General features: G+C 47.2%; 19 protein-coding genes and 1 tRNA gene. 10 read left to right on the top strand and 10 right to left on the bottom strand.

Annotation, left to right across the window (positions count from 1 at the left end):
- Positions 1–55: 55 nt before the first annotated feature.
- The 4 genes from ubiE to E1919_RS03990 all read left to right on the top strand — a co-directional run bounded on the left by ubiE (position 56) and on the right by E1919_RS03990 (position 2616).
- Positions 56–778 (top strand): bifunctional demethylmenaquinone methyltransferase/2-methoxy-6-polyprenyl-1,4-benzoquinol methylase UbiE, encoded by a 723-nt coding sequence (gene ubiE / locus E1919_RS04005; protein ID WP_162052039.1) that lies wholly within the window; start codon positions 56–58, stop codon positions 776–778.
- A 14-nt stretch (positions 779–792) separates the two neighbouring features.
- Complete coding sequence (porT, locus tag E1919_RS04000; protein WP_237143985.1) at positions 793–1497, top strand: type IX secretion/gliding motility protein PorT/SprT; 705 nt, start codon at positions 793–795, stop codon at positions 1495–1497.
- A gap of 2 nt (positions 1498–1499) precedes the next feature.
- The gene (locus tag E1919_RS03995; RefSeq protein ID WP_162052037.1) at positions 1500–2249 is read left to right on the top strand and encodes an SDR family NAD(P)-dependent oxidoreductase; all 750 of its coding nucleotides are present in this window, start codon (positions 1500–1502) and stop codon (positions 2247–2249) included.
- Positions 2250–2352: 103 nt separating this feature from the next.
- Entirely contained in the window at positions 2353–2616 is a 264-nt protein-coding gene (locus E1919_RS03990) for a hypothetical protein (protein ID WP_162052036.1), read from the top strand.
- A gap of 113 nt (positions 2617–2729) precedes the next feature.
- Here the strand turns inward: E1919_RS03990 and E1919_RS03985 are convergent, their stop codons facing one another.
- The gene (locus E1919_RS03985; RefSeq protein ID WP_162052035.1) at positions 2730–4322 is read right to left on the bottom strand and encodes a hypothetical protein; all 1593 of its coding nucleotides are present in this window, start codon (positions 4320–4322) and stop codon (positions 2730–2732) included.
- Between the two features lie 187 nt (positions 4323–4509).
- On the bottom strand, positions 4510–4797 hold the full coding sequence (locus tag E1919_RS03980) for an OmpA family protein (protein WP_262888690.1): 288 nt from the start codon (positions 4795–4797) through the stop codon (positions 4510–4512).
- 444 nt (positions 4798–5241) lie between these two features.
- Between E1919_RS03980 and E1919_RS03975 the strand changes: the two genes are divergently transcribed.
- The gene (locus E1919_RS03975; RefSeq protein WP_162052033.1) at positions 5242–6288 is read left to right on the top strand and encodes a hypothetical protein; all 1047 of its coding nucleotides are present in this window, start codon (positions 5242–5244) and stop codon (positions 6286–6288) included.
- A 92-nt stretch (positions 6289–6380) separates the two neighbouring features.
- Here the strand turns inward: E1919_RS03975 and typA are convergent, their stop codons facing one another.
- Positions 6381–8186: a translational GTPase TypA gene (gene typA / locus E1919_RS03970; protein WP_162052032.1), complete on the bottom strand. Its 1806-nt coding sequence runs from the start codon at positions 8184–8186 to the stop codon at positions 6381–6383.
- A gap of 214 nt (positions 8187–8400) precedes the next feature.
- On the opposite strand from typA, the gene msrB reads away from it, so the two are divergent.
- The 4 genes from msrB (at position 8401) to E1919_RS03950 (ending at position 11069) form a co-directional block, all read left to right on the top strand.
- Complete coding sequence (gene msrB, locus E1919_RS03965; protein ID WP_162052031.1) at positions 8401–8949, top strand: peptide-methionine (R)-S-oxide reductase MsrB; 549 nt, start codon at positions 8401–8403, stop codon at positions 8947–8949.
- Positions 8950–9085: 136 nt separating this feature from the next.
- Entirely contained in the window at positions 9086–9862 is a 777-nt protein-coding gene (locus tag E1919_RS03960; protein WP_162052030.1) for a DUF3050 domain-containing protein, read from the top strand.
- Between the two features lie 165 nt (positions 9863–10027).
- On the top strand, positions 10028–10294 hold the full coding sequence (locus tag E1919_RS03955) for a hypothetical protein (protein ID WP_237143983.1): 267 nt from the start codon (positions 10028–10030) through the stop codon (positions 10292–10294).
- Between the two features lie 433 nt (positions 10295–10727).
- Positions 10728–11069 (top strand): hypothetical protein, encoded by a 342-nt coding sequence (locus E1919_RS03950; RefSeq protein ID WP_162052029.1) that lies wholly within the window; start codon positions 10728–10730, stop codon positions 11067–11069.
- 73 nt (positions 11070–11142) lie between these two features.
- On the opposite strand, the gene E1919_RS03945 is transcribed toward E1919_RS03950, so the two are convergent.
- Positions 11143–11361 (bottom strand): hypothetical protein, encoded by a 219-nt coding sequence (locus E1919_RS03945; protein WP_162052028.1) that lies wholly within the window; start codon positions 11359–11361, stop codon positions 11143–11145.
- Between the two features lie 138 nt (positions 11362–11499).
- Here E1919_RS03945 and metG point away from each other — a divergent pair, with 138 nt between their 5' ends.
- Complete coding sequence (gene metG, locus E1919_RS03940) at positions 11500–13539, top strand: methionine--tRNA ligase (RefSeq protein ID WP_162052027.1); 2040 nt, start codon at positions 11500–11502, stop codon at positions 13537–13539.
- Positions 13540–13828: 289 nt separating this feature from the next.
- Here metG and E1919_RS03935 read toward each other — a convergent pair whose 3' ends face one another.
- The 6 genes from E1919_RS03935 to E1919_RS03910 form a co-directional block, all read right to left on the bottom strand.
- Positions 13829–14230, bottom strand: a complete 402-nt coding sequence (locus E1919_RS03935) for a hypothetical protein (RefSeq protein WP_162052026.1) — start codon at positions 14228–14230, stop codon at positions 13829–13831.
- Between the two features lie 307 nt (positions 14231–14537).
- Complete coding sequence (locus E1919_RS03930; protein WP_162052025.1) at positions 14538–15803, bottom strand: MFS transporter; 1266 nt, start codon at positions 15801–15803, stop codon at positions 14538–14540.
- A 59-nt stretch (positions 15804–15862) separates the two neighbouring features.
- Positions 15863–16426, bottom strand: a complete 564-nt coding sequence (pth, locus tag E1919_RS03925; RefSeq protein ID WP_162052126.1) for an aminoacyl-tRNA hydrolase — start codon at positions 16424–16426, stop codon at positions 15863–15865.
- A 250-nt stretch (positions 16427–16676) separates the two neighbouring features.
- Positions 16677–17264, bottom strand: coding sequence for a 50S ribosomal protein L25/general stress protein Ctc (locus tag E1919_RS03920; RefSeq protein WP_162052024.1), 588 nt, complete (start codon positions 17262–17264; stop codon positions 16677–16679).
- Positions 17265–17456: 192 nt separating this feature from the next.
- Complete coding sequence (locus E1919_RS03915; protein WP_162052023.1) at positions 17457–18386, bottom strand: ribose-phosphate pyrophosphokinase; 930 nt, start codon at positions 18384–18386, stop codon at positions 17457–17459.
- Positions 18387–18547: 161 nt separating this feature from the next.
- Positions 18548–18620: transfer RNA gene (locus E1919_RS03910), tRNA-Gln, on the bottom strand.

The following is an 18620-nucleotide window of genomic DNA, read 5'->3' as shown; positions in this document are numbered from 1 at the left end:
GCTTTATAGTTTTAGTAGCAGTATTTTTGCCGAAACTATTATTTACAATCAACCCATGGCGGTAATACCTTACAAAGACCAGAACGACGACAAGAAGTCGCAGGTAGCCAAGATGTTTAACAACATTGCCGGCAAGTATGACTTCCTGAACCACTTTTTGAGTGCTGGCATTGATATTATCTGGAGAAAAAAGGCCGTTAGCCTCCTGGCTCCTGAAAAACCTAAACTAGTGCTGGATATTGCCACTGGTACCGCAGATTTTGCTATAGAGACGCTGCGCCTGAACCCGGATAAGATCATTGGGGTCGATATTTCAGAGGGCATGTTAGCCGTAGGACGTGAAAAGTTAGTTAAGAAAGGCCTGGCAGATAAGATAGAACTGCTGTATGGTGATTCAGAGAACCTGCCTTTCGAAGACAATACCTTCGATGCCATTACCGTGGCGTTCGGCGTGCGCAACTTTGAGAACCTGGAGAAAGGTCTGGCAGATATGTACAGAGTGCTGAAACCAGGTGGAACCGCGGTGGTACTGGAGTTTTCTAATCCCCGCAGCTTTCCGATGAAGCAACTGTATCATTTTTATTCCAGCAACATACTACCGATGGTAGGTAAACTCGTTTCTAAGGACAATGCTGCCTATACCTATCTGCCGGAATCGGTGCAGGCATTCCCGGATGGGCAGAACTTTCTTAATATTTATTCAAAAATAGGATTCAGAAACACGAAATGGCATTCACTCACATTTGGAATCAGCTCTATATATATAGGCATAAAATAACCTTAGCCGGAGTAATGGCCCTGCTGCTTATGGGGGGCAACACCGTGCAGGCGCAGAAGAAGGTACATGACCTGAATAAACCGGGCTACGATGAAAGGCCGGTGCATTATGGTTTCTACCTGTCGATGCCGCTCACCAGGTATGATGTGCAGCACTCTCAATCGTATGCCGACAGACTGGCGCAGGGTGGGGATGAAGCCGTAAATGCCAAGACCGACTTCGGTTTCTATACCGGCCTTGTACTTAATGTTCGCCTGGTTGACTATCTTGATGCCCGCTTTGTGCCTGGCGTTGGCTTTTACGGCCGTACGCTCGCTTTCAGCAATGTGGAGGTACCGGGACTGGAAACACAGCCAGTGATGAACGAAACGATTAGCAATGTGATGATAGAACTGCCGGTTCTGTTAAAATATAAAGCTAAACGCCGTTCCAACTTCAGGCCATATATCGTGGCAGGTGTAAAACCTGGAATAGATTTAGGAAAAGGCACAAACGGAACAATCGCAAATGATATAAAGCTTGAAGTGGAGAATTTTGACTTGGCTTTAGAGTATGGGATAGGTCTTGATATATTTTATCCTTACTTCAAATTTGCACCTGAACTGCGCTTTTCTCACGGCCTCATCAACCAGCACAGGCCAGTAGCCAACAGTGTGTACAGCAATTATATTCAGAAGCTGACAAACCATAACGTTTCATTGATTTTCTTTTTTGAGTAGAAATGACAAAAGTGGCATTTGTTACCGGAGCCACCTCCGGCATAGGTCGCGCTACGGCTTTTGAACTGGCCAGGCAAGGATACCGCATCATCGTTACTGGGCGCAGGGGCGAGCGATTGGAGGAACTGAAACAGGAACTGGAGGTGCCGGTGTATACTCTAGAGTTTGATGTGCGCGATAAAGAAGCGACACAGCAGGCGGTTAATTCCCTGCCAGAGGATTGGAGGCAGGTAGAGGTGCTGGTGAATAACGCGGGGAATGCTCATGGCCTATCCTCTATTCAGAATGGCTCCTTGGACGATTGGGATGCAATGATTGACATAAACGTAAAGGGCCTGCTATATGTGAGCCATGCAGTGCTGCCACTCATGCTGCAGCGGAAGAAGGGCCATATCGTGAACATTGGCTCTATTGCCGGCAAGGAAGTATACCCGAATGGTAACGTTTACTGCGCCTCCAAGTATGCAGTGGATGCTATTTCACAGGGTATGCGCATAGACCTTGTGCAGGAGGGAATACGGGTGTCTGAAGTAAACCCGGGTTTGGTGGAAACAGAGTTTTCAGAGGTGCGCTTTAAAGGTGATAAAGAGCGGGCTGCCTCTGTTTATAAGGGCTTTCAGGCACTGCAGGCGCAGGACATTGCAGAACTCATCAGCTTTATCGTAACAAGGCCTGCACATGTAAATTTGGCGGAGGTGCTGGTGCTGCCGACAGCACAGGCAGCCGCGACTATCTTACATAAGAAACAGTAGGTTTACTTCTTCCGGAACTCGCTTGCCGTAGCTTCGTAACAAATAGGGAGATGCTTGTAAAAAATGCAGGCCTTTAACTTTTACAAATAATAACGGAATAGCTATGGCAAACGATAAAGAAGCACAACACGAAAAGAAGAATGATGCCAAACCAGAAAGCAATGCTAATTCACAGCCCATGCCGGATGAGTACTCTAACACAGCCAATCATAAAGGCGCAGTAGACTTAGGTACGGATGGCACAAAGGCAACTGCAAGCCAGCAACAGGGGCAGGGAGCCTGGGACCCGAAGGATAACGATGATAACCGTAATGGCAGCAGGAAGAGTGGCAATGGCCAGGGTGGCAGTAACTCAACCGGTGAATAAACGAAAAGACTCAGTATAAACACAAAGCGGCGGCACCCAAGGGTGCCGCCGCTTTGTGTTTATGAAGCTGTGTGTCGTTCAATGTTACTGCGGTAGCTGGCAGCGCAGCAAAGTTAGAACCCCTCCCTGTCGAAGGCATGTACGCGTACATCGTTCGTCAGCTTGTCTTTTGTTTCCGGTCCTGCCTCCAGTTCAGTGCCGCGCTTGGTGTCGTATACCCAGGTTTTCTTGCCCCAGCCGCCTACTTTAGAGGTATCTTTTATCTCGTCTTCGCCGCGCCCGCCGTAAATCTCTATTTTAATTCCTTTGCCTACCTCGCCGCTCACTTCGAAGTCGTCGTCTGCAGCCAGGCCATGAAGGGTAATCAGGTCTGTTTCAGAGCGGTAAAAGATGCGGTGGTAGGTAATCTTGTCGTCAGACTTACGGCGTACAGTTACTTCCGTCTCCTCATCGTTCAGGCGCTTTACTTCAAACTCATCCTCCTGATCAGTCCCCACCACCAGCACTTCCTCAGCCAGTATCTCATAAAACTCTTCAGCGGCTTTCGGTAATTGGTTGCGTCGGGTAATGAGCCTATGCTTAGTGGTTTCTCCAATCAATTCGTACACAGAGTCAGGGTACTGCCGCACTGCCCGCTCTATCACCTCATCGGTAATGGCAGTTTGCAGTTCCTTTGCCAGGGAGTCAAATTGCTGCCGCGTCAACTCAGAGAGAGTACGCTTATCTATGAATTCTGAATTAACGGTAAGCGCTTTCACATCGTTGATTTCATCATCGAACGATTCAAACTTGCGGATACCCCAGTTGCGGCTGAAGAGCCAAGGGATAATACCATCCTGAAACCTATAGTAGGCATTGTCCCGGTCCTTCGGGATGGGACGGTAAATGCGCTCGCCGTCTTCAGCATACTGTGCCCATTCCCACTGCCCTTCATGACGGTCCCAGTCGTGAATAAGAATATCAAAAAGGCGGGCCTTGGCAAACGCCACCTGATCTATAAAGACATCGTCCTCGTTAAACCGATTGTTCAGCACAGTACCTGAGCCGTCAATATCCACAGCATCTCCCAAGGCAGGGGTGAGGGTATTCTTATCATCAAATTTCTCCTCCAGCATATAAAGCCTGTCGCTGAAGCGATCTTCGTACTCACCCAGGTTCTTGTAATTTGGGGGAATATAGTAAAGCTTCGGGGTGGAGTGCGGTATGCCTGCAGCGGCAGCCATGGGAGGCACTGTTAAAGCGGCATAGGGGTTGATGGCAGAAATCTGATCCCTGATAACATTAGTCACAAAAGTTTTTTGCCAAAACTTAGGCAGAATACCTATAGGGTCTTTGTCCAACGTGCGAAGCGCATAGGTAAAGCCGGTTGTGTCAACCAATGTCAGACTAGTGGTTTGCTGCCCGCCACCTAACTTTTCAAACTCCAGTCCACCCTTTAGCGTGTCCATGTCGAACAAAGGTACGGTAACAGGCGCGTTCCAGATAGGGCGGTGGTGTGTGCCCCAGAATATGCGGTGCAGAAAACCGCGTTTATAATGTTTTCCTGCTTTCACAGTAACACTATCAACTGGTTCAGGTGATACTTTTAGCTGCTCATATACAGCAGGGTCCACAACCGGGGTTTTAGCGAAGAAGTTTTTTTTAGCGCAGCCGGTTGAAAACAGTAGGAGTAGTACAAGTAAGCCTTGCACAGAGCGTATGTTCATAAAGAAATCTCGATATTTAATGCATCTATCTAACGTAAATCCGCAATAATGTTTTCACGTGATAGACGCTCATCCATTAGGCAAAGGTACATTTATGATAGGAGAGGGCATTAATAAAAAAGCTTGGTTGCAAACCAGGCTCTTCAAGAAAAGGTTATTTAAACTGTTGTGCTTATTTCAAACTTATCTAAAGCTTTACAATCTCTACCCGTCTGTTGTTAGATTTTGCCCCTGCGGTGGTGTTCTTGTCCAGAGGTTTTAATTCTCCCCATCCCTTCGATGAAAGGCGCTCGACTGTTATGCCCTGGCTTACAAGATAGGCTTTAACGGCTTCCGCCCTTTCCTGGCTCAGTTTCATGTTGGTGTTGTCATCGCCGTCACTATCTGTGTGACCCTCCACGCTGAATTTTAACGCTGACTGCTCCTGCAGCAGTTTCACAATGCTGTTAAGCGTGCCGATAGATTCCGGCTTTATGGAAGCTTAATTCACATTAAACCTAATACCATAGGAAACGATTTTTGCCGTCGGCCATTACCTGGTCGTACAGCTTTTTGCCTCCTTCAACTGTCAATACTAGCTATAGATTAGCCAAGATAAAGCTGTGAGTATCTGGAATTGCGAGAGTCTTAGCAACGTTAAAGTATGCTTTTAACATACATTTTGCCAGTTGTAGCCTTCAATGTGATGTGAATGTTCTTAAACCTGTTGTATAGTTTTTCTGAAGTGTCTTTATACCTGAATGTTCTCGTAGCCCGGATACTAACCACTAATCGAGGTCCCGGAAGCATATAATGGCATGTATATTATCCAATTTTGTGCCCGCATTTCTGGTTTATAAACCTCTGATTTAGCGGAAATTAAAACCTGCTGAAGCTATAGTCGTTATATAGTACATCAAAAATACAATTATATAAAGCTATGAAAGACGACTTACACAACGAAAGAGATTACAGAGCACCTTATGCAGGAGTAAGACCTGCTGCAGGGCTGAGTGCTATAAAAAGAATATCCTGGGGAGCTGTGTTCGCAGGACTTGTTGTGGCCCTGGTTGTACAACTTACATTAAGTTTGCTGGGACTTGGTATCGGTATAGGTTCTATTGATCCTGTAGAGGAGCAGAACCCTATGGCTGGTCTTGGTACAGGTACCCTAATCTGGTGGGTTGTTAGCATGCTGATTTCGCTGTTTGCAGGCGGATGGGTTGCAGGACGCCTTGCCGGTATGCCTACTTCATTTGATAGTATACTGCACGGTATCCTGACCTGGGGCCTGTTCACGTTACTTTCCTTTTACCTATTAACTACTGCTGTTGGAAGAATAGTGAGTGGTGTGGGAAGTGTGGTAGGAAACACGCTCTCTCTTGCCGGGCAAGGAGTGGCAGCAGTCGCTCCGCAAGCTGCGGATGCGATTCAATCAAGGCTGGAAGAGAGTGGAGTCAATTTCCAGTCACTGAAGCAGGAGGCGCGACAGATTCTGCAACAGACGGGCAAGCCAGAACTACAGCCTGAAAACATTGAGCAGCAGGCAAGGAGTGCTGGCAGTCAGGCACAAGGAGCAGCAGGAGAGGCTGCCGCAAATCCGCAATCGGCTGGTTCTACATTTGATGAGGTCATGAACAGGCTGTATGGCCAGGGAGCAGAGGTGGCAAGCGCTGCAGACCGCGAGGCGGCTGTAAACGTGATTATGGAGCGTACCGGCAAAAGCAGAGAAGAGGCCAATGAAATTGTTGACGGCTGGATTTCCACCTATGAGCAGGCGAAGGCGCAGTACAAAGAAACCAGAGCACAGGTTAGCCAACGTGCACAGCAGATTGGTGGGAACGTGGCTTCGGCAGTATCGAAGGCTGCCATTTATGCTTTTTTCGGACTTTTGCTTGGAGCAATTGCGGCAGCTGTTGGTGGCAAAGTAGGAGAACCGCATGACTTAGTTTCTACGGGCAATAATGCAGTAGTAGAAAGAGATTAAGTGTCTTTTATACTAAAACATTAAACAAAACGGCCAGCTGTAAATTTACAGCTGGCCGTTTTGTTTAATGTTAAGGATATTATCTCTATTAGTTAGTCCGACGCTCTTGACATACGGTTACGCTCGTTCTCGTCGAGGTAAATCTTGCGCATGCGGATGCTCTTCGGTGTTACCTCCAGGTACTCATCCTTCTGGATGTATTCCATGGCTTCTTCCAGAGAGAAGTTCTTGGCAGGAGCGATCTTCACGTTATTATCAGAACCGGAAGCACGCATGTTTGTCAGTTTCTTCCCTTTCTGAATGTTCACCGTGATATCGTTCTGGCGGCTATGCTCTCCGATTACCTGGCCCATGTATACATCAACGCCCGGGTCAACGAAGAAGAAACCGCGGTCCTGAAGTTTATCAATTGAATAAGCAGTACCAGGGCCTGTCTCCATCGAGATGATAGAACCGTTATTACGGCCAGGGATGGTGCCTTTGAAAGGCTCGTACTGCAGGAAGCGGTGGTTCATGATAGCCTCACCAGCAGTGGCAGTCAGTACGTTGTTACGCAGACCAATCAGGCCACGGGCCGGAATGTTGAATTCCAGGTGCTGCAGATCGCCTTTCGGCTCCATAATCGTCAGTTCACCTTTGCGCTGCGTTACCAGTTCAATTACCTTTCCGGAGGTTTCTTCCGGTACGTCCACTACCATGTGCTCAATCGGCTCATGACGGACACCGTCTATTTCCTTGAAAATTACCTGAGGCTGACCAACCTGCAGCTCGTATCCTTCACGGCGCATGGTTTCAATCAGTACAGACAAGTGCAGAATACCGCGGCCGAACACCAGGAAAGTATCTTCACGGTCTGTCTCCTGCACACGCAGGGCCAGGTTTTTCTCTGTTTCTTTAAATAAGCGGTCACGCAGGTGGCGTGATGTCACGAACTTGCCCTCTTTACCGAAGAAAGGAGAGTTGTTGATCGTGAAGAGCATGTTCATGGTAGGCTCATCTATAGAGATGCGCTTTAACGGCTCAGGGCTCACTGCATCAGCGATTGTGTCGCCAATGTCAAAACCTTCTATACCTGTTACCGCGCATATTTCGCCGGCTGATACCTCCTGAACACTCTTTCTGCCGAGTCCTTCAAATATCTGTATCTCGCCGATTTTGCCTTTCTTGATGGTACCGTCTGCTTTGCACAAGCTGATGGGCATACCTTCTTTCAGGGTGCCACGGTGCACACGCCCGATAGCGATACGACCTACGAAAGAAGAGTAGTCAAGCGATGTGATCTGCATCTGTGGAGTTCCTTCCAGATATGGAGCAGGAGGAATCACGTCAATGATAGCGTCCAGCAATGGCGTGATGTTATCTGTCGGCTGCTGCCAGTCCGTACTCATCCAGCCGTTTTTGGAAGAACCGTAAAGCGTTACGAAGTTCAGCTGGTCCTCAGAAGCATCCAGGTTAAACATCAGGTCAAACACCTGCTCGTGCACCTCATCCGGGCGGCAGTTTTCTTTGTCTACTTTGTTTACCACCACAATTGGCTTCAGGCCAAGTTGTATGGCTTTGCCCAACACGAAACGTGTCTGTGGCATGGCTCCTTCAAAAGCGTCTACCAGCAGGAGTACACCGTCGGCCATTTTCAGCACACGCTCTACCTCACCACCGAAGTCGGCGTGACCAGGAGTGTCGATGATGTTGATTTTAACTTCTTTATAACGAACCGATACGTTCTTTGAAACGATTGTGATGCCGCGCTCGCGCTCCAGGTCGTTGTTGTCCAGAATAAGGTCATCGAAGTGCTGGTGCTCAGCAAAAAGCTTAGAAGCGTGGATGATTTTGTCTACGAGCGTTGTTTTGCCGTGGTCTACGTGTGCGATAATCGCAATATTTCGAATGTTCTGCATTTAATTGGTTTTTCGAGCCGCAAAATTACTAAAAAGCGTTCATACTTTTAGTATGCTGCTCGAAATAAACATGTTATGTATGTAAATAAATTCCCGCAGCTCTAAAAAGCAGCGCTCAAGGGGCAAACATTATCGGCTTGAAGTTTGTTTCTTAAGCTGTTACAATTAAAAGGAGGCAGAAAGCCGAACGTGCGTTTGTCTCGTATCTATACTTATGAAAACTATATATTTGATTTTACTTACCGGCCTTTTTCAACTTGGAGCCTGTGCACAGCAGGAAAACTCTACTGACCGGGCAATTTCCACAGCCCTTGCCGGAGATGATCCACTACCAGATGAGGTGGTGAAAGAACTGAATGATCAGGAGCTGGGAGACACTATTGTGAAGACAGAAGAAGAGTGGCGACAGGAACTGACAACTGAAGAGTTCTTCGTGCTGCGGCAGGAGGGCACTGAGCGGGCATTTGAAAACGAATTTGACGCCAACAAAAGGAGAGGCGTGTATGTCTGCGCTGCCTGTGGCAACCCTATGTTTACATCTGATACAAAGTTTGATTCGGGCACCGGTTGGCCAAGTTTTTATGCGCCTATATCTGAGAAAAGAGTAAAGGAAGTTGACGACAGAGCCTTAGGCATGGTGCGAACAGAAGTAGAATGCGCCCGGTGTGGTTCCCATATTGGCCACGTTTTTCCTGACGGCCCCAAACCGACTGGCCTGCGTTACTGCCTTAATTCCATTGCTCTCGATTTTGAGGAGAGATAAATAAAACCACCTTCAGTATTTCTTTTTTTCTGATTTTTGTTGCCGAACAGGTAAAGGCTTGTTCGGCAATATTTGTTTTATTGTAGGCGATTTGCTTTTACTTAGCTTTTTGAAACCTGACTTAATAGCATACCTCATGAATAACCGTATAGAGGCGCTGCAGCAAGCGCTAAAAGAGCACAGGCAGCGCCTTCTGCTTCACAACGTATACCAGTCGTTAGAGACCCTCGACGATCTGAGGCTTTTTATGGAACACCATGTGTTTGCCGTTTGGGACTTTATGAGCCTGCTGAAGACCCTGCAGCGCGACCTGACCTGCGTGACGCTGCCTTGGGTGCCGAAAGGCAGCCCTAGCACCCGCCGCCTGATAAACGAAATTGTGCTGGAAGAGGAAACAGACGTGGACCAGGAAGGTAATCCCATTAGCCATTTTGAACTGTACCTGCGAGCTATGGACGAAGCCGGTGCTGACAAAAGCCTCATAGAGCAGTTGCTGCAAAGCATCAGTGAGGGTAAGAGCGTGAACAATGCCTTGGATCATATTCGGATCGATGCCAGTGTCAAATTCTTTGTGCGCAACACATTCAACATTATCAACTCTGGGAAACCACATGTTGTGGCCGCTGCCTTTACCTTTGGCAGAGAAGACCTGATTCCGGACATGTTCCGAAACCTCATCGAAGACCTGAACAAACGTTTCTCCGGCAAACTCGAAACGTTCATCTACTACCTCGACCGCCACGTGCAGTTGGATGAAGAGGTGCATACTCCTCTTGCCTTGCAGATGGTAGCGGAGCTTTGTGAGGATGACGATGAGAAATGGCAGGAGGCGTTAGAAGTGTCCCAGGCATGTATCGGGCAGCGCATAGAACTCTGGAACGGCATCCGTAATTTGCTGCCTTCAGAGGCGTAGTTTTAATTGTTAAATGTATGAAGGGTTAAATGGTGGTTGGATCACATGGAGCAAAATAAATATAACCGGTCATTATAAAACAGCCATTTAACAATTCAACAAGCAACAACTAACAATCCTCTACCGGCTGCCGTATCTTTTAACTCAACAATTAAAGACAGAATAATGGCAGAATTACATTCAGAAGCTGAAAACATAGAAAAAACCGCACAATGTATTATAGAAGCCTTTAAAGAGATGGATGTACGGGAGGGTAACGTGCTGCCTTACCAGCAACTGTACCCTTTCCTGCAGGACCGCTACCCACACTATAAAGATGTGCAGAAGGAAGCGGAGCATCATCTCGCCAAAGAAGGCTTTATTAACCCCGCCCCGGATGGCCTGATGCTGACCCAGGTTGGACATCAGCATGTGTATGGCGACAAGGCGTAGTGTAAAGAAGTATTGGTATCAATAGCATATACATAAGGGCAGAGGCAATAGCTTCTGCCCTTTTTACATAGATTATATGTAAAACTCCTAGTCAATTTTGAGGCCCAGCGGGACGTGCTGTTGATAGAAAACAGGTATAGTGTTTTTTAGCTCCAGCGGAGCGGCCTGCTTGTGTTATGTTGATAGTTCACTCCACAGGAGCTAGAGCTCCTGTGAACCTACAGGTTATAAACAGGGCGTCCCGCTGCGACTTTTGGGGAAACATCTATATCTGGGGAAACATCAGTTACAGTAAAAGAGAGGATTTTCTCTCCTTTTAATAACCTCTTTACTGCAAATACCCCCATTAAATCTCCATGCTCCAGTTTTCATCCGTATACAAGTATAAAGGCTCTGGAATGAGAGGAGCGTGTATAATAAGTGTATGAGGGAAATGGAGAGATATAAGATTTATATAATCGGAATAATATTTATTGGTGCGGCCAGCTGTACGTCGCTTTCGGAGGGGCAGGAAAGCTTGCCGCCCGATGTTGATTTAAGAAAGCGGGTGACGCTGCGGCCTACTCCTGTAGGTACGCTGGGAAGACAGATGGGAGGAATGGCCAGTGAAATTAACCGAAAAAGAAACATCGAACAGTTTGACAGAAATGGCCCGGCCATGACACCCAATGCCCTGCGCCCTCGCCAACTGCCATTTGCCCCCATTGATTCAACAAGGCATAATATTTATTGGCCCATCAGGCCTGTTATAAGGCCAATACAGGTGATCCAGTAAGTATGTGCAAAGCACAGAGGCCTCCGCTTTATCTAAAAGCGGAGGCCTCTGTGCTTTGCAGCAGTTAGCGGATTTAACTCTTCTCGTTTGCATCGTCTGCCTCTTCATCTTCGCCCAGATGCAACTCATCCGGCTCCAGGTTCACGTAAACTTCATTCTCCGGTGGAGTGTTTTCAGATTCACGGTCTACTTTTTTGGGTGCAGGGTTTTTAGACAACTCGTTCTCATGGTCCTTCTTTCCCAGGTTTTCTCCGTCGTCTCTTCTCGTTTTCTGACTATCGTTATGTCTCATATTTGAAAATACTTTAGGTGATGCCTTTTCTTACGGAAAAACGCCCTAGAGGTCAGGCATTGTCTCAGATTTTGGCATTTGCACCTTGTTTGCGGTGCAATACGTTCTCTATTTGTATATTTGTATTTTAGATAAGACATGACAACTACTCCAAAACGATATACTGTAACGGCTGCATTGCCGTATGCCAATGGCCCCGTGCATATTGGCCACCTGGCAGGCGTATATTTGCCTGCTGATATATATGTGCGCTACCTGCGTTCCCAGGAACGGGACGTGAAATTTGTATGCGGCTCTGATGAGCATGGCGTGCCGATTACCATCCGCGCCAAAAAAGAAGGTATTACACCGCAGCAGGCTGTAGATAAGTACCATGAGCTAATCAAAAAGTCCTTTGAGGATTTTAACGTCTCTTTTGATATATACCACCGCACCTCTTCGGAGGTGCACGCAGAAACTGCTGCTGACTTCTTTAAGAAACTGTACCAGGAGGGTAAGTTTATAGAGCAGACCACGCAACAGTATTTCGACGAGGGGGCGCAGCAGTTCCTTGCTGACCGTTACATCGTGGGCACCTGCCCCAAGTGCGGCAACGAGAACGCTTACGGCGACCAGTGTGAGAGCTGCGGCACTTCCCTGAATGCAACAGATTTGATTAACCCAAAAAGCACGCTGAGCGGCTTAAAGCCTGTAATGCGCGAAACAAAACACTGGTACCTGCCCCTGAACGAGTATGAGGCATGGCTGCGCGAGTGGATTGTGGAAGGCCACAAGCAGGACTGGAAGCCAAACGTGTATGGGCAGTGCAAAAGCTGGATTGACCAGGGGCTGCAGCCGCGTGCCGTAACCCGCGACCTCGATTGGGGCGTGCCAGTGCCAATAGAAGGCGCCGAAGGCAAAGTGCTGTACGTATGGTTCGATGCCCCCATCGGCTATATCTCTGCCACCAAAGCCCTGACAGATGAGTGGGAGAAGTATTGGAAGGACGAGGAGTCGAAGCTGGTGCACTTTATCGGCAAGGACAACATCGTGTTCCACTGCATCATTTTCCCGAGCATGTTGAAAGCGCATGGAGACTATGTGCTGCCGGATAATGTGCCTGCCAATGAGTTCCTAAACTTAGAAGGTGATAAAATCTCCACATCCCGCAACTGGGCCGTGTGGCTGCACGAGTACCTGCAGGACTTCCAGGGCAAAGGAGATGTGCTGCGCTATGTGCTGGCCGCCAATGCGCCGGAGACAAAAGACAACGATTTCACATGGAAAGACTTCCAGGCCCGTAATAACAACGAGCTACTGGCCATCCTGGGTAACTTCATCAACCGTGCGGTGGTGCTCACGCAGAAGTACTACGAAGGTGCTGTGCCCGCCCGTGGCGAACTGCAGGATATTGACAGGGAGACGCTGGAGCAACTGGCAAAGTACCCTGGAATTATAGCGGATTTGATAGAGCGCTACCGATTCCGGGAGGCGCTGAGCGAACTTATGAACCTGGCCCGCCTTGGTAATAAATACTTGGCGGATACAGAACCGTGGAAACTGATTAAAACAGATGCTGAGCGTGTAAAAACCATCCTGAATATTGCGCTGCAAATCTCTGCCAGCCTCAATATTCTGATGGAGCCTTTTCTGCCAACTTCATCTGCTAAACTGAGCAACATGCTGAACAAGCCGGTTGGCAAGTGGGCGGAAGCCGGTGCCGCAGATTTGCTGCAGGTTGGCCATACAATCGGCACGCCTGAACTGTTGTTCGAGAAAGTAGAAGACGCTGCTGTGGATGCGCAGGTGCAGAAACTGCTCGACACGAAAAAGGCGAACGAGATAGCCAACGCTGTGGCCGAACCAGCTAAAGAGGACATTACTTTTGAAGATTTCACAAAGATGGATATCCGCATCGGTACCATACTGGAAGCAGAGAAAGTAGCCAAAACCAAGAAGCTTCTGAAGCTGAAGATAGACACGGGTATAGACCAACGCACTGTAGTAAGCGGCATTGCGGAGTACTATAACCCGGAGGACATCATTGGGCAGCAGGTAAGTATACTGGTGAATCTGGCTCCGCGAGACATCAAAGGCATCATCAGCCAGGGCATGATGCTGATGGCTGAGAACGCTGACGGTTCTTTAGCCTTTGTGCAGCCAAGCAAGCAGATTGTGAACGGGGGTGGGGTTAGCTAAACGCTTCGGTAGAGAAAGATCTTCTGAAACGTCCAGGATTTCTAAAGTTCTGGACGTTTCTTTTGATACAGTCATCCTCGTTATACCGAACTTCCTAATGTAGGGCATAACGCCTGTCCCTATGTAAAGGATTCGCTAGGTTTACTGGACTGGCTTTTTGCTCAAAAGCGTAATTAAGTAAAACAGGCAGAAGTGAATGGGCAGGCGGAAGTCTCATAGTTCACGAAAAGACTTTCTAGTCCTTAAAACTATTGATAAAAAGCTAACCATCTGAATCAGGACAACCTATCTATAGCTTTTTTACCCCCATAAGCTCATAAACTGCAGAATCAAGACCATACGTTATGTTTAATATGTCTTTTTCAAATACTACAACAGTTGCGAGAGCAACATAAACAGGGCGAGCTTCGTTGCCATTATGATATTTAACTTCTGGCATTTGAACATTTTGCAGGTTATTTATGGCCAGCTTATCTTCACCAAGTTTTACTACTTCTATTGTATCTGTATAAGAACCAAGAAGAACCTTCGCCTGATAATTAGTTTTCTTTACTTCACAAATATATTGGCCTACATATAGATCCCTTATATCTACATCAGCCTGAGGAGGTTGTTCGTCTTTCTGGCATGCTATAAAAAAGATGGCTGCAGAACAAAAGGCCAGGATGACTTTATTCCGAAATCTTTTCATGTCGTTAAATTTATTATTACTGATTAGCCACCATTCTAATAATCGGTAAGCTGCGCTAAGAAATAAACCTATAGTTACTCTACGAGAGTCTAAAATAAGTATAGCTAATATTTCTTAATAATTATTAGAAAAGTTAAATTATATTCTGAAGATAGCTATAAACTCTTTTTTAGTTCTTATACTAGCTAAAGATTTTCAAAGTATAGAAACAGATGATATGCTGTCTCTGAACAAACTGAACATAGACTTTATTTTCAGAATTTTAAAGAAAAGGTATACAATGAATACTAAGTTGAGAAACAGCTTTTCACTTTGCTACCATACTTCCGCCTGCAGCTACAGTGAGCTGTGACTCTTTCCGCTCATTCTCTATTTTCTGCACTACCCAGTAAAGTCCGATTGCTGTGATAACAGCCATGACACCTATTACCCACCAGAGTGTGGCAAAGCTGTAGGTGGAAATAATGGTGGTGCCTAAAAGTGGCGCTATAACGTGCGCCGCAGCATAAGAGATGGTATAAAGTCCCATATAAGCCCCACGGTTAGCAATGTTAGAGCGCTCCACTGTGATGGTGGCCATATAGGGCATCGCAAAGATTTCAGAGATGCTTAGCAGCAGCATAGAGAGGTAGAGCACACTCAGGTGCTGCATCATGTTCAGGACAATAAAGGCAACGCCCAGAATAAGAAGACCAACTAAAATCAGTACCTGCTTCTTGATGCGTTCGCCAATCAGGTACACCAGCATCATCTCCAGTAGAAAAACAATTACACCATTGAGTGCCATCAGCAGGCCAATCTGGCTTTCAGGCAGTGCATATTCTCCCCGCCAATACAAAGGCATCGTGGTGAAGAGCTGGAAGAACATCACGGCAAAGCTGCAGCAAAACAGCACGAACAGCAGAAAGTAGCCATCACGGTATGGCGAGCGGGCAGTTGCTACCTTTACAGCTAATGTAACCTGCTGCTGTGGTGCCGGCCGGTGCCCCTGCTGGTTGCGGAAGTATAAAAAGAAGAAAATACCTGCTGCTATACAAGTGGCCCCATCGGCAATAAAGAGCCATTGGTAGGACAACGCCGCCAGCATACCGCCAATAGCCGGACCCACAGAAAAACCGAGGTTAATGGCCATGCGGTTCAGCGAAAATGCGCGCGTCATGTTTTCCGGCTTGGCATAATGCGCAATAGAGGCCGAATTAGCGGGGCGCAGGCAGTCATTTACCAGGCTCAGGATAAAGACACCGGCCGCGAGGTACTCGAATTGCCGCAGGTTGAGCAGCAGAAAGTACAGGCTGCCACCCAATGTGAGGCTCACAAACTGCACCTTAAAATGCCCGATCTTATCTGTAAGCCAGCCTCCTAAAAAAGACCCGCATACCGAGCCCATGCCATAGATGCTGAGAATGATACCCGCTTCGCGCAGGTTATACCCCAGCATGTCGGTCACGTAAAGGCTCAGGAAAGGCGTTACCATAGAGCCACTGCGGTTTATCAGCATCACCACAGACATCATCCAGGCAGGCTTCGAGAGCCCGCCGAAGGCGTTGCGATAGAGGAGGAGGACCCGTTTCATTGTAAACGTAAAAGACGCAAAAATTTGCGTCTCTACAAATCACAGATGACGCAGCTTTTTTACTTTGTATTGAACTGGTTCATTGTGCGCTCCAGACCAATCGTGCCAAAAGCAACAGTAGCTTCCGCCGCTTTTTCTATCAGCGTCTGAAGTTCAATTTGTTCATCTTCGCTGAAGGTGCTCAACACATAATCAACCTGTTTTCCTTTAGAAAAAGCATCGCCGACACCAAAGCGGAGGCGGGGGTAGTTGTTGTTTCCAAGTGTCTGCTCTATGTGCTTGAGACCGTTGTGGCCGCCGGCGCTGCCTTTGGCCCGGATACGTATTTTGCTGAAAGGCAGGGCAAGGTCGTCCGTGATTACCAGCATCTGCTCCGGCGACAGTTTGAGGCTGTTAAGGTAATGGCCAACAGCTTTGCCGCTCAGGTTCATATAAGTGGTAGGCTTTACCAGCACAAAAGTGCGGCCTTTCGTTTTTATCTCTGTCACAAAGGCGTGGCGGCTTACGTCAAAGTTGCCTTCATACTTCTTCGCCAGGTAGTCGAGCACCATAAAGCCGATGTTGTGACGCGTGTCAGCATATTCGGGGCCTATGTTGCCCAGGCCCACTATCAGGTATTTCATACTTGTATCTTCATCAGGAGTAGCGGGAGCAAGGCCCAGCCACTGTTTTATGCTTTCAATTGTTGAATGGCTCAATTGATAAGTAGTTTAAGGAATGAATTGCAAATGATTTGTTTGCGTCATGGTAACAGCACCATCTAACAAAGCAGCAATTTAGCCATTTAAGAGGTTAACCATCCAGCCAAAACACAAAATCCTGCCCCGCTTAAAGGCAGGACAGGATCTTGTGCTATAAAGCTGTATGAGCTTATTACTTCTTGCCTCCGCGGGCTTCTTCCATTTGCGCGCTCTTCAGGGCACGTGGAACAGTTACAGTCGCGATTGGGGCACTTGGGTTGTTCAGGATCTCGTAGTTATCAGGTTTCACCCTTGCTACCTTAATTGACTTACCAAGTTCCAGGTCAGAGATGTTAACCTCTACGTAATCCGGCAGGTTAGCAGGAAGCGCTTTCACTTTCATCTTACGCAGGTTTGTTACCAGTTTACCACCAGCAATCACACCAGGAGAAGTTCCAACAAACTTCACAGGAATTTCAATTTTCACTGGCTTGTCGTCCTGCAGCTGAAGAAAGTCTACGTGCAACAGCATCTCGTTCACTGGGTGAAACTGTGCATCCTGCAGTACAGAACGGTAGTGTGTGCCTTCAATGTTAAGATCTACTTCGTATACTTCTGGCGAATAGATTAAGTCTCTGAACAGGATAGCTGGCGCATAGAAGTGCACTTGCTCTCCGTTGCCATACAACACACCTGGTACAAAAGACTGATTGCGCAGGTCTTTTGCCTGCTGCTTACCGAGATTTGCTCTTTTAAACCCTATAATCTCTAAAGTTTTCATAAAATGAATTAATTAAAATATATATCGCTACAAAAGTATAGCCTTGGTTAATTGTTAAATTGTTGATGGTTGAATTGTTGGTTCTGATAATTTTAAAATTAACCATCAAACAATTTAACCATACAGCCATTTAACAGTGATGTTGTTCGCTGGATGAAGTCTGAAAAACAATCGACAACCAGCAAGCAACAATTAAATAAACAGCGAGCTTATCGACTCGTGGGTGACCACGTTGTTGATTGCCCGGGCGAACAGGTCTGAAAAAGACAGCACCTTGATCTTGGAAGACTCCTGCTTTAGCGGAATCGTGTCCGATACAACAAGTTCTTCCAGCACAGAGTTCTCTATACGCTCATAAGCCGGACCCGAGAGTATCGGGTGTGTGGCAATAGCGCGTACTGATTTTGCACCTTTTTCTATTAACAGTCCGGCTGCTTTTGTGATGGTACCTGCTGTATCCACCATATCATCCACCAGTACTACATCCATACCTTCCACGTCACCGATTACCTGCATCGAAGCAATTTCGTTAGCACGCTTCCGGTACTTATCGCAGACTACCATCTCAGCGCCAAAGTTTTTAGCGAAGGAGCGGGTTCTTACCACACCTCCCACGTCAGGAGAAGCGAAGATAAGGTCGGCACCCAGGTTCAGGCTGCGCAGGTAGGGTACGAAGATGGCCGAGCCATCCAGGTGATCTACCGGGATATCAAAGAAGCCCTGTATCTGGCCTGCATGCAGGTCGCAGGTCATCAGGCGGTCAGCTCCGCATGACTGTATGGCGTTTGCCACTACTTTAGAGCCTATAGATACACGCGGCTTGTCCTTCCTGTCCTGGCGTGCATAGCCATAGTACGGCATCACCACAATCACCTTATGTGCCGAGGCGCGCTTGGCAGCATCCACCAGCAGCATGAGTTCCATTAGGTTATCAGTCGGCGGAAACGTAGACTGTACAATAAACACCTCTGCTCCACGGACTGACTCGTTATAGTGAACGCCTATTTCGCCATCGCTGAAACGGGAAATAGTTACATCACCTAGCTTGGTGCCATATGCGGCAGCTACTTTCTCAGCTAAATATTGAGATGCAGATCCGGAAAAAATTTTAACCTGTGGCATAACGGGGACTGAATACTATCTATTAGGTTTCGTTTATTATGCCTGCAAAGCTACCAAAATTTCAGATGGCTCCCATCACCTGGTGCTGATTTTAAATTACTTACGGCTGCTCCATAAGCAAAAAAGAACAACACCCAATGCGAGTGTTGTTCTTTTGATTGTTGTCCGACCAGGGCTCGAACCTGGACTCTTCTGAACCAAAATCAGACGTGTTGCCAGTTACACCATCGGACA

The organism is Pontibacter pamirensis (genome assembly GCF_010015475.1).
Lineage (GTDB): Bacteria > Bacteroidota > Bacteroidia > Cytophagales > Hymenobacteraceae > Pontibacter > Pontibacter pamirensis.
This window is presented reverse-complemented; position numbering and strand designations above follow the sequence as displayed.

Coding starts and splice junctions, on each gene's coding strand:
- ubiE (WP_162052039.1), top strand. CDS start 56: ATGGCGGTAATACCTTACAAAGACCAGAACGACGACAAGAAGTCGCAG.
- porT (WP_237143985.1), top strand. CDS start 793: ATGGCCCTGCTGCTTATGGGGGGCAACACCGTGCAGGCGCAGAAGAAG.
- E1919_RS03995 (WP_162052037.1), top strand. CDS start 1,500: ATGACAAAAGTGGCATTTGTTACCGGAGCCACCTCCGGCATAGGTCGC.
- E1919_RS03990 (WP_162052036.1), top strand. CDS start 2,353: ATGGCAAACGATAAAGAAGCACAACACGAAAAGAAGAATGATGCCAAA.
- E1919_RS03985 (WP_162052035.1), bottom strand. CDS start 4,322: ATGAACATACGCTCTGTGCAAGGCTTACTTGTACTACTCCTACTGTTT.
- E1919_RS03975 (WP_162052033.1), top strand. CDS start 5,242: ATGAAAGACGACTTACACAACGAAAGAGATTACAGAGCACCTTATGCA.
- typA (WP_162052032.1), bottom strand. CDS start 8,186: ATGCAGAACATTCGAAATATTGCGATTATCGCACACGTAGACCACGGC.
- msrB (WP_162052031.1), top strand. CDS start 8,401: ATGAAAACTATATATTTGATTTTACTTACCGGCCTTTTTCAACTTGGA.
- E1919_RS03960 (WP_162052030.1), top strand. CDS start 9,086: ATGAATAACCGTATAGAGGCGCTGCAGCAAGCGCTAAAAGAGCACAGG.
- E1919_RS03955 (WP_237143983.1), top strand. CDS start 10,028: ATGGCAGAATTACATTCAGAAGCTGAAAACATAGAAAAAACCGCACAA.
- E1919_RS03950 (WP_162052029.1), top strand. CDS start 10,728: ATGGAGAGATATAAGATTTATATAATCGGAATAATATTTATTGGTGCG.
- E1919_RS03945 (WP_162052028.1), bottom strand. CDS start 11,361: ATGAGACATAACGATAGTCAGAAAACGAGAAGAGACGACGGAGAAAAC.
- metG (WP_162052027.1), top strand. CDS start 11,500: ATGACAACTACTCCAAAACGATATACTGTAACGGCTGCATTGCCGTAT.
- E1919_RS03935 (WP_162052026.1), bottom strand. CDS start 14,230: ATGAAAAGATTTCGGAATAAAGTCATCCTGGCCTTTTGTTCTGCAGCC.
- E1919_RS03930 (WP_162052025.1), bottom strand. CDS start 15,803: ATGAAACGGGTCCTCCTCCTCTATCGCAACGCCTTCGGCGGGCTCTCG.
- pth (WP_162052126.1), bottom strand. CDS start 16,426: ATGAAATACCTGATAGTGGGCCTGGGCAACATAGGCCCCGAATATGCT.
- E1919_RS03920 (WP_162052024.1), bottom strand. CDS start 17,264: ATGAAAACTTTAGAGATTATAGGGTTTAAAAGAGCAAATCTCGGTAAG.
- E1919_RS03915 (WP_162052023.1), bottom strand. CDS start 18,386: ATGCCACAGGTTAAAATTTTTTCCGGATCTGCATCTCAATATTTAGCT.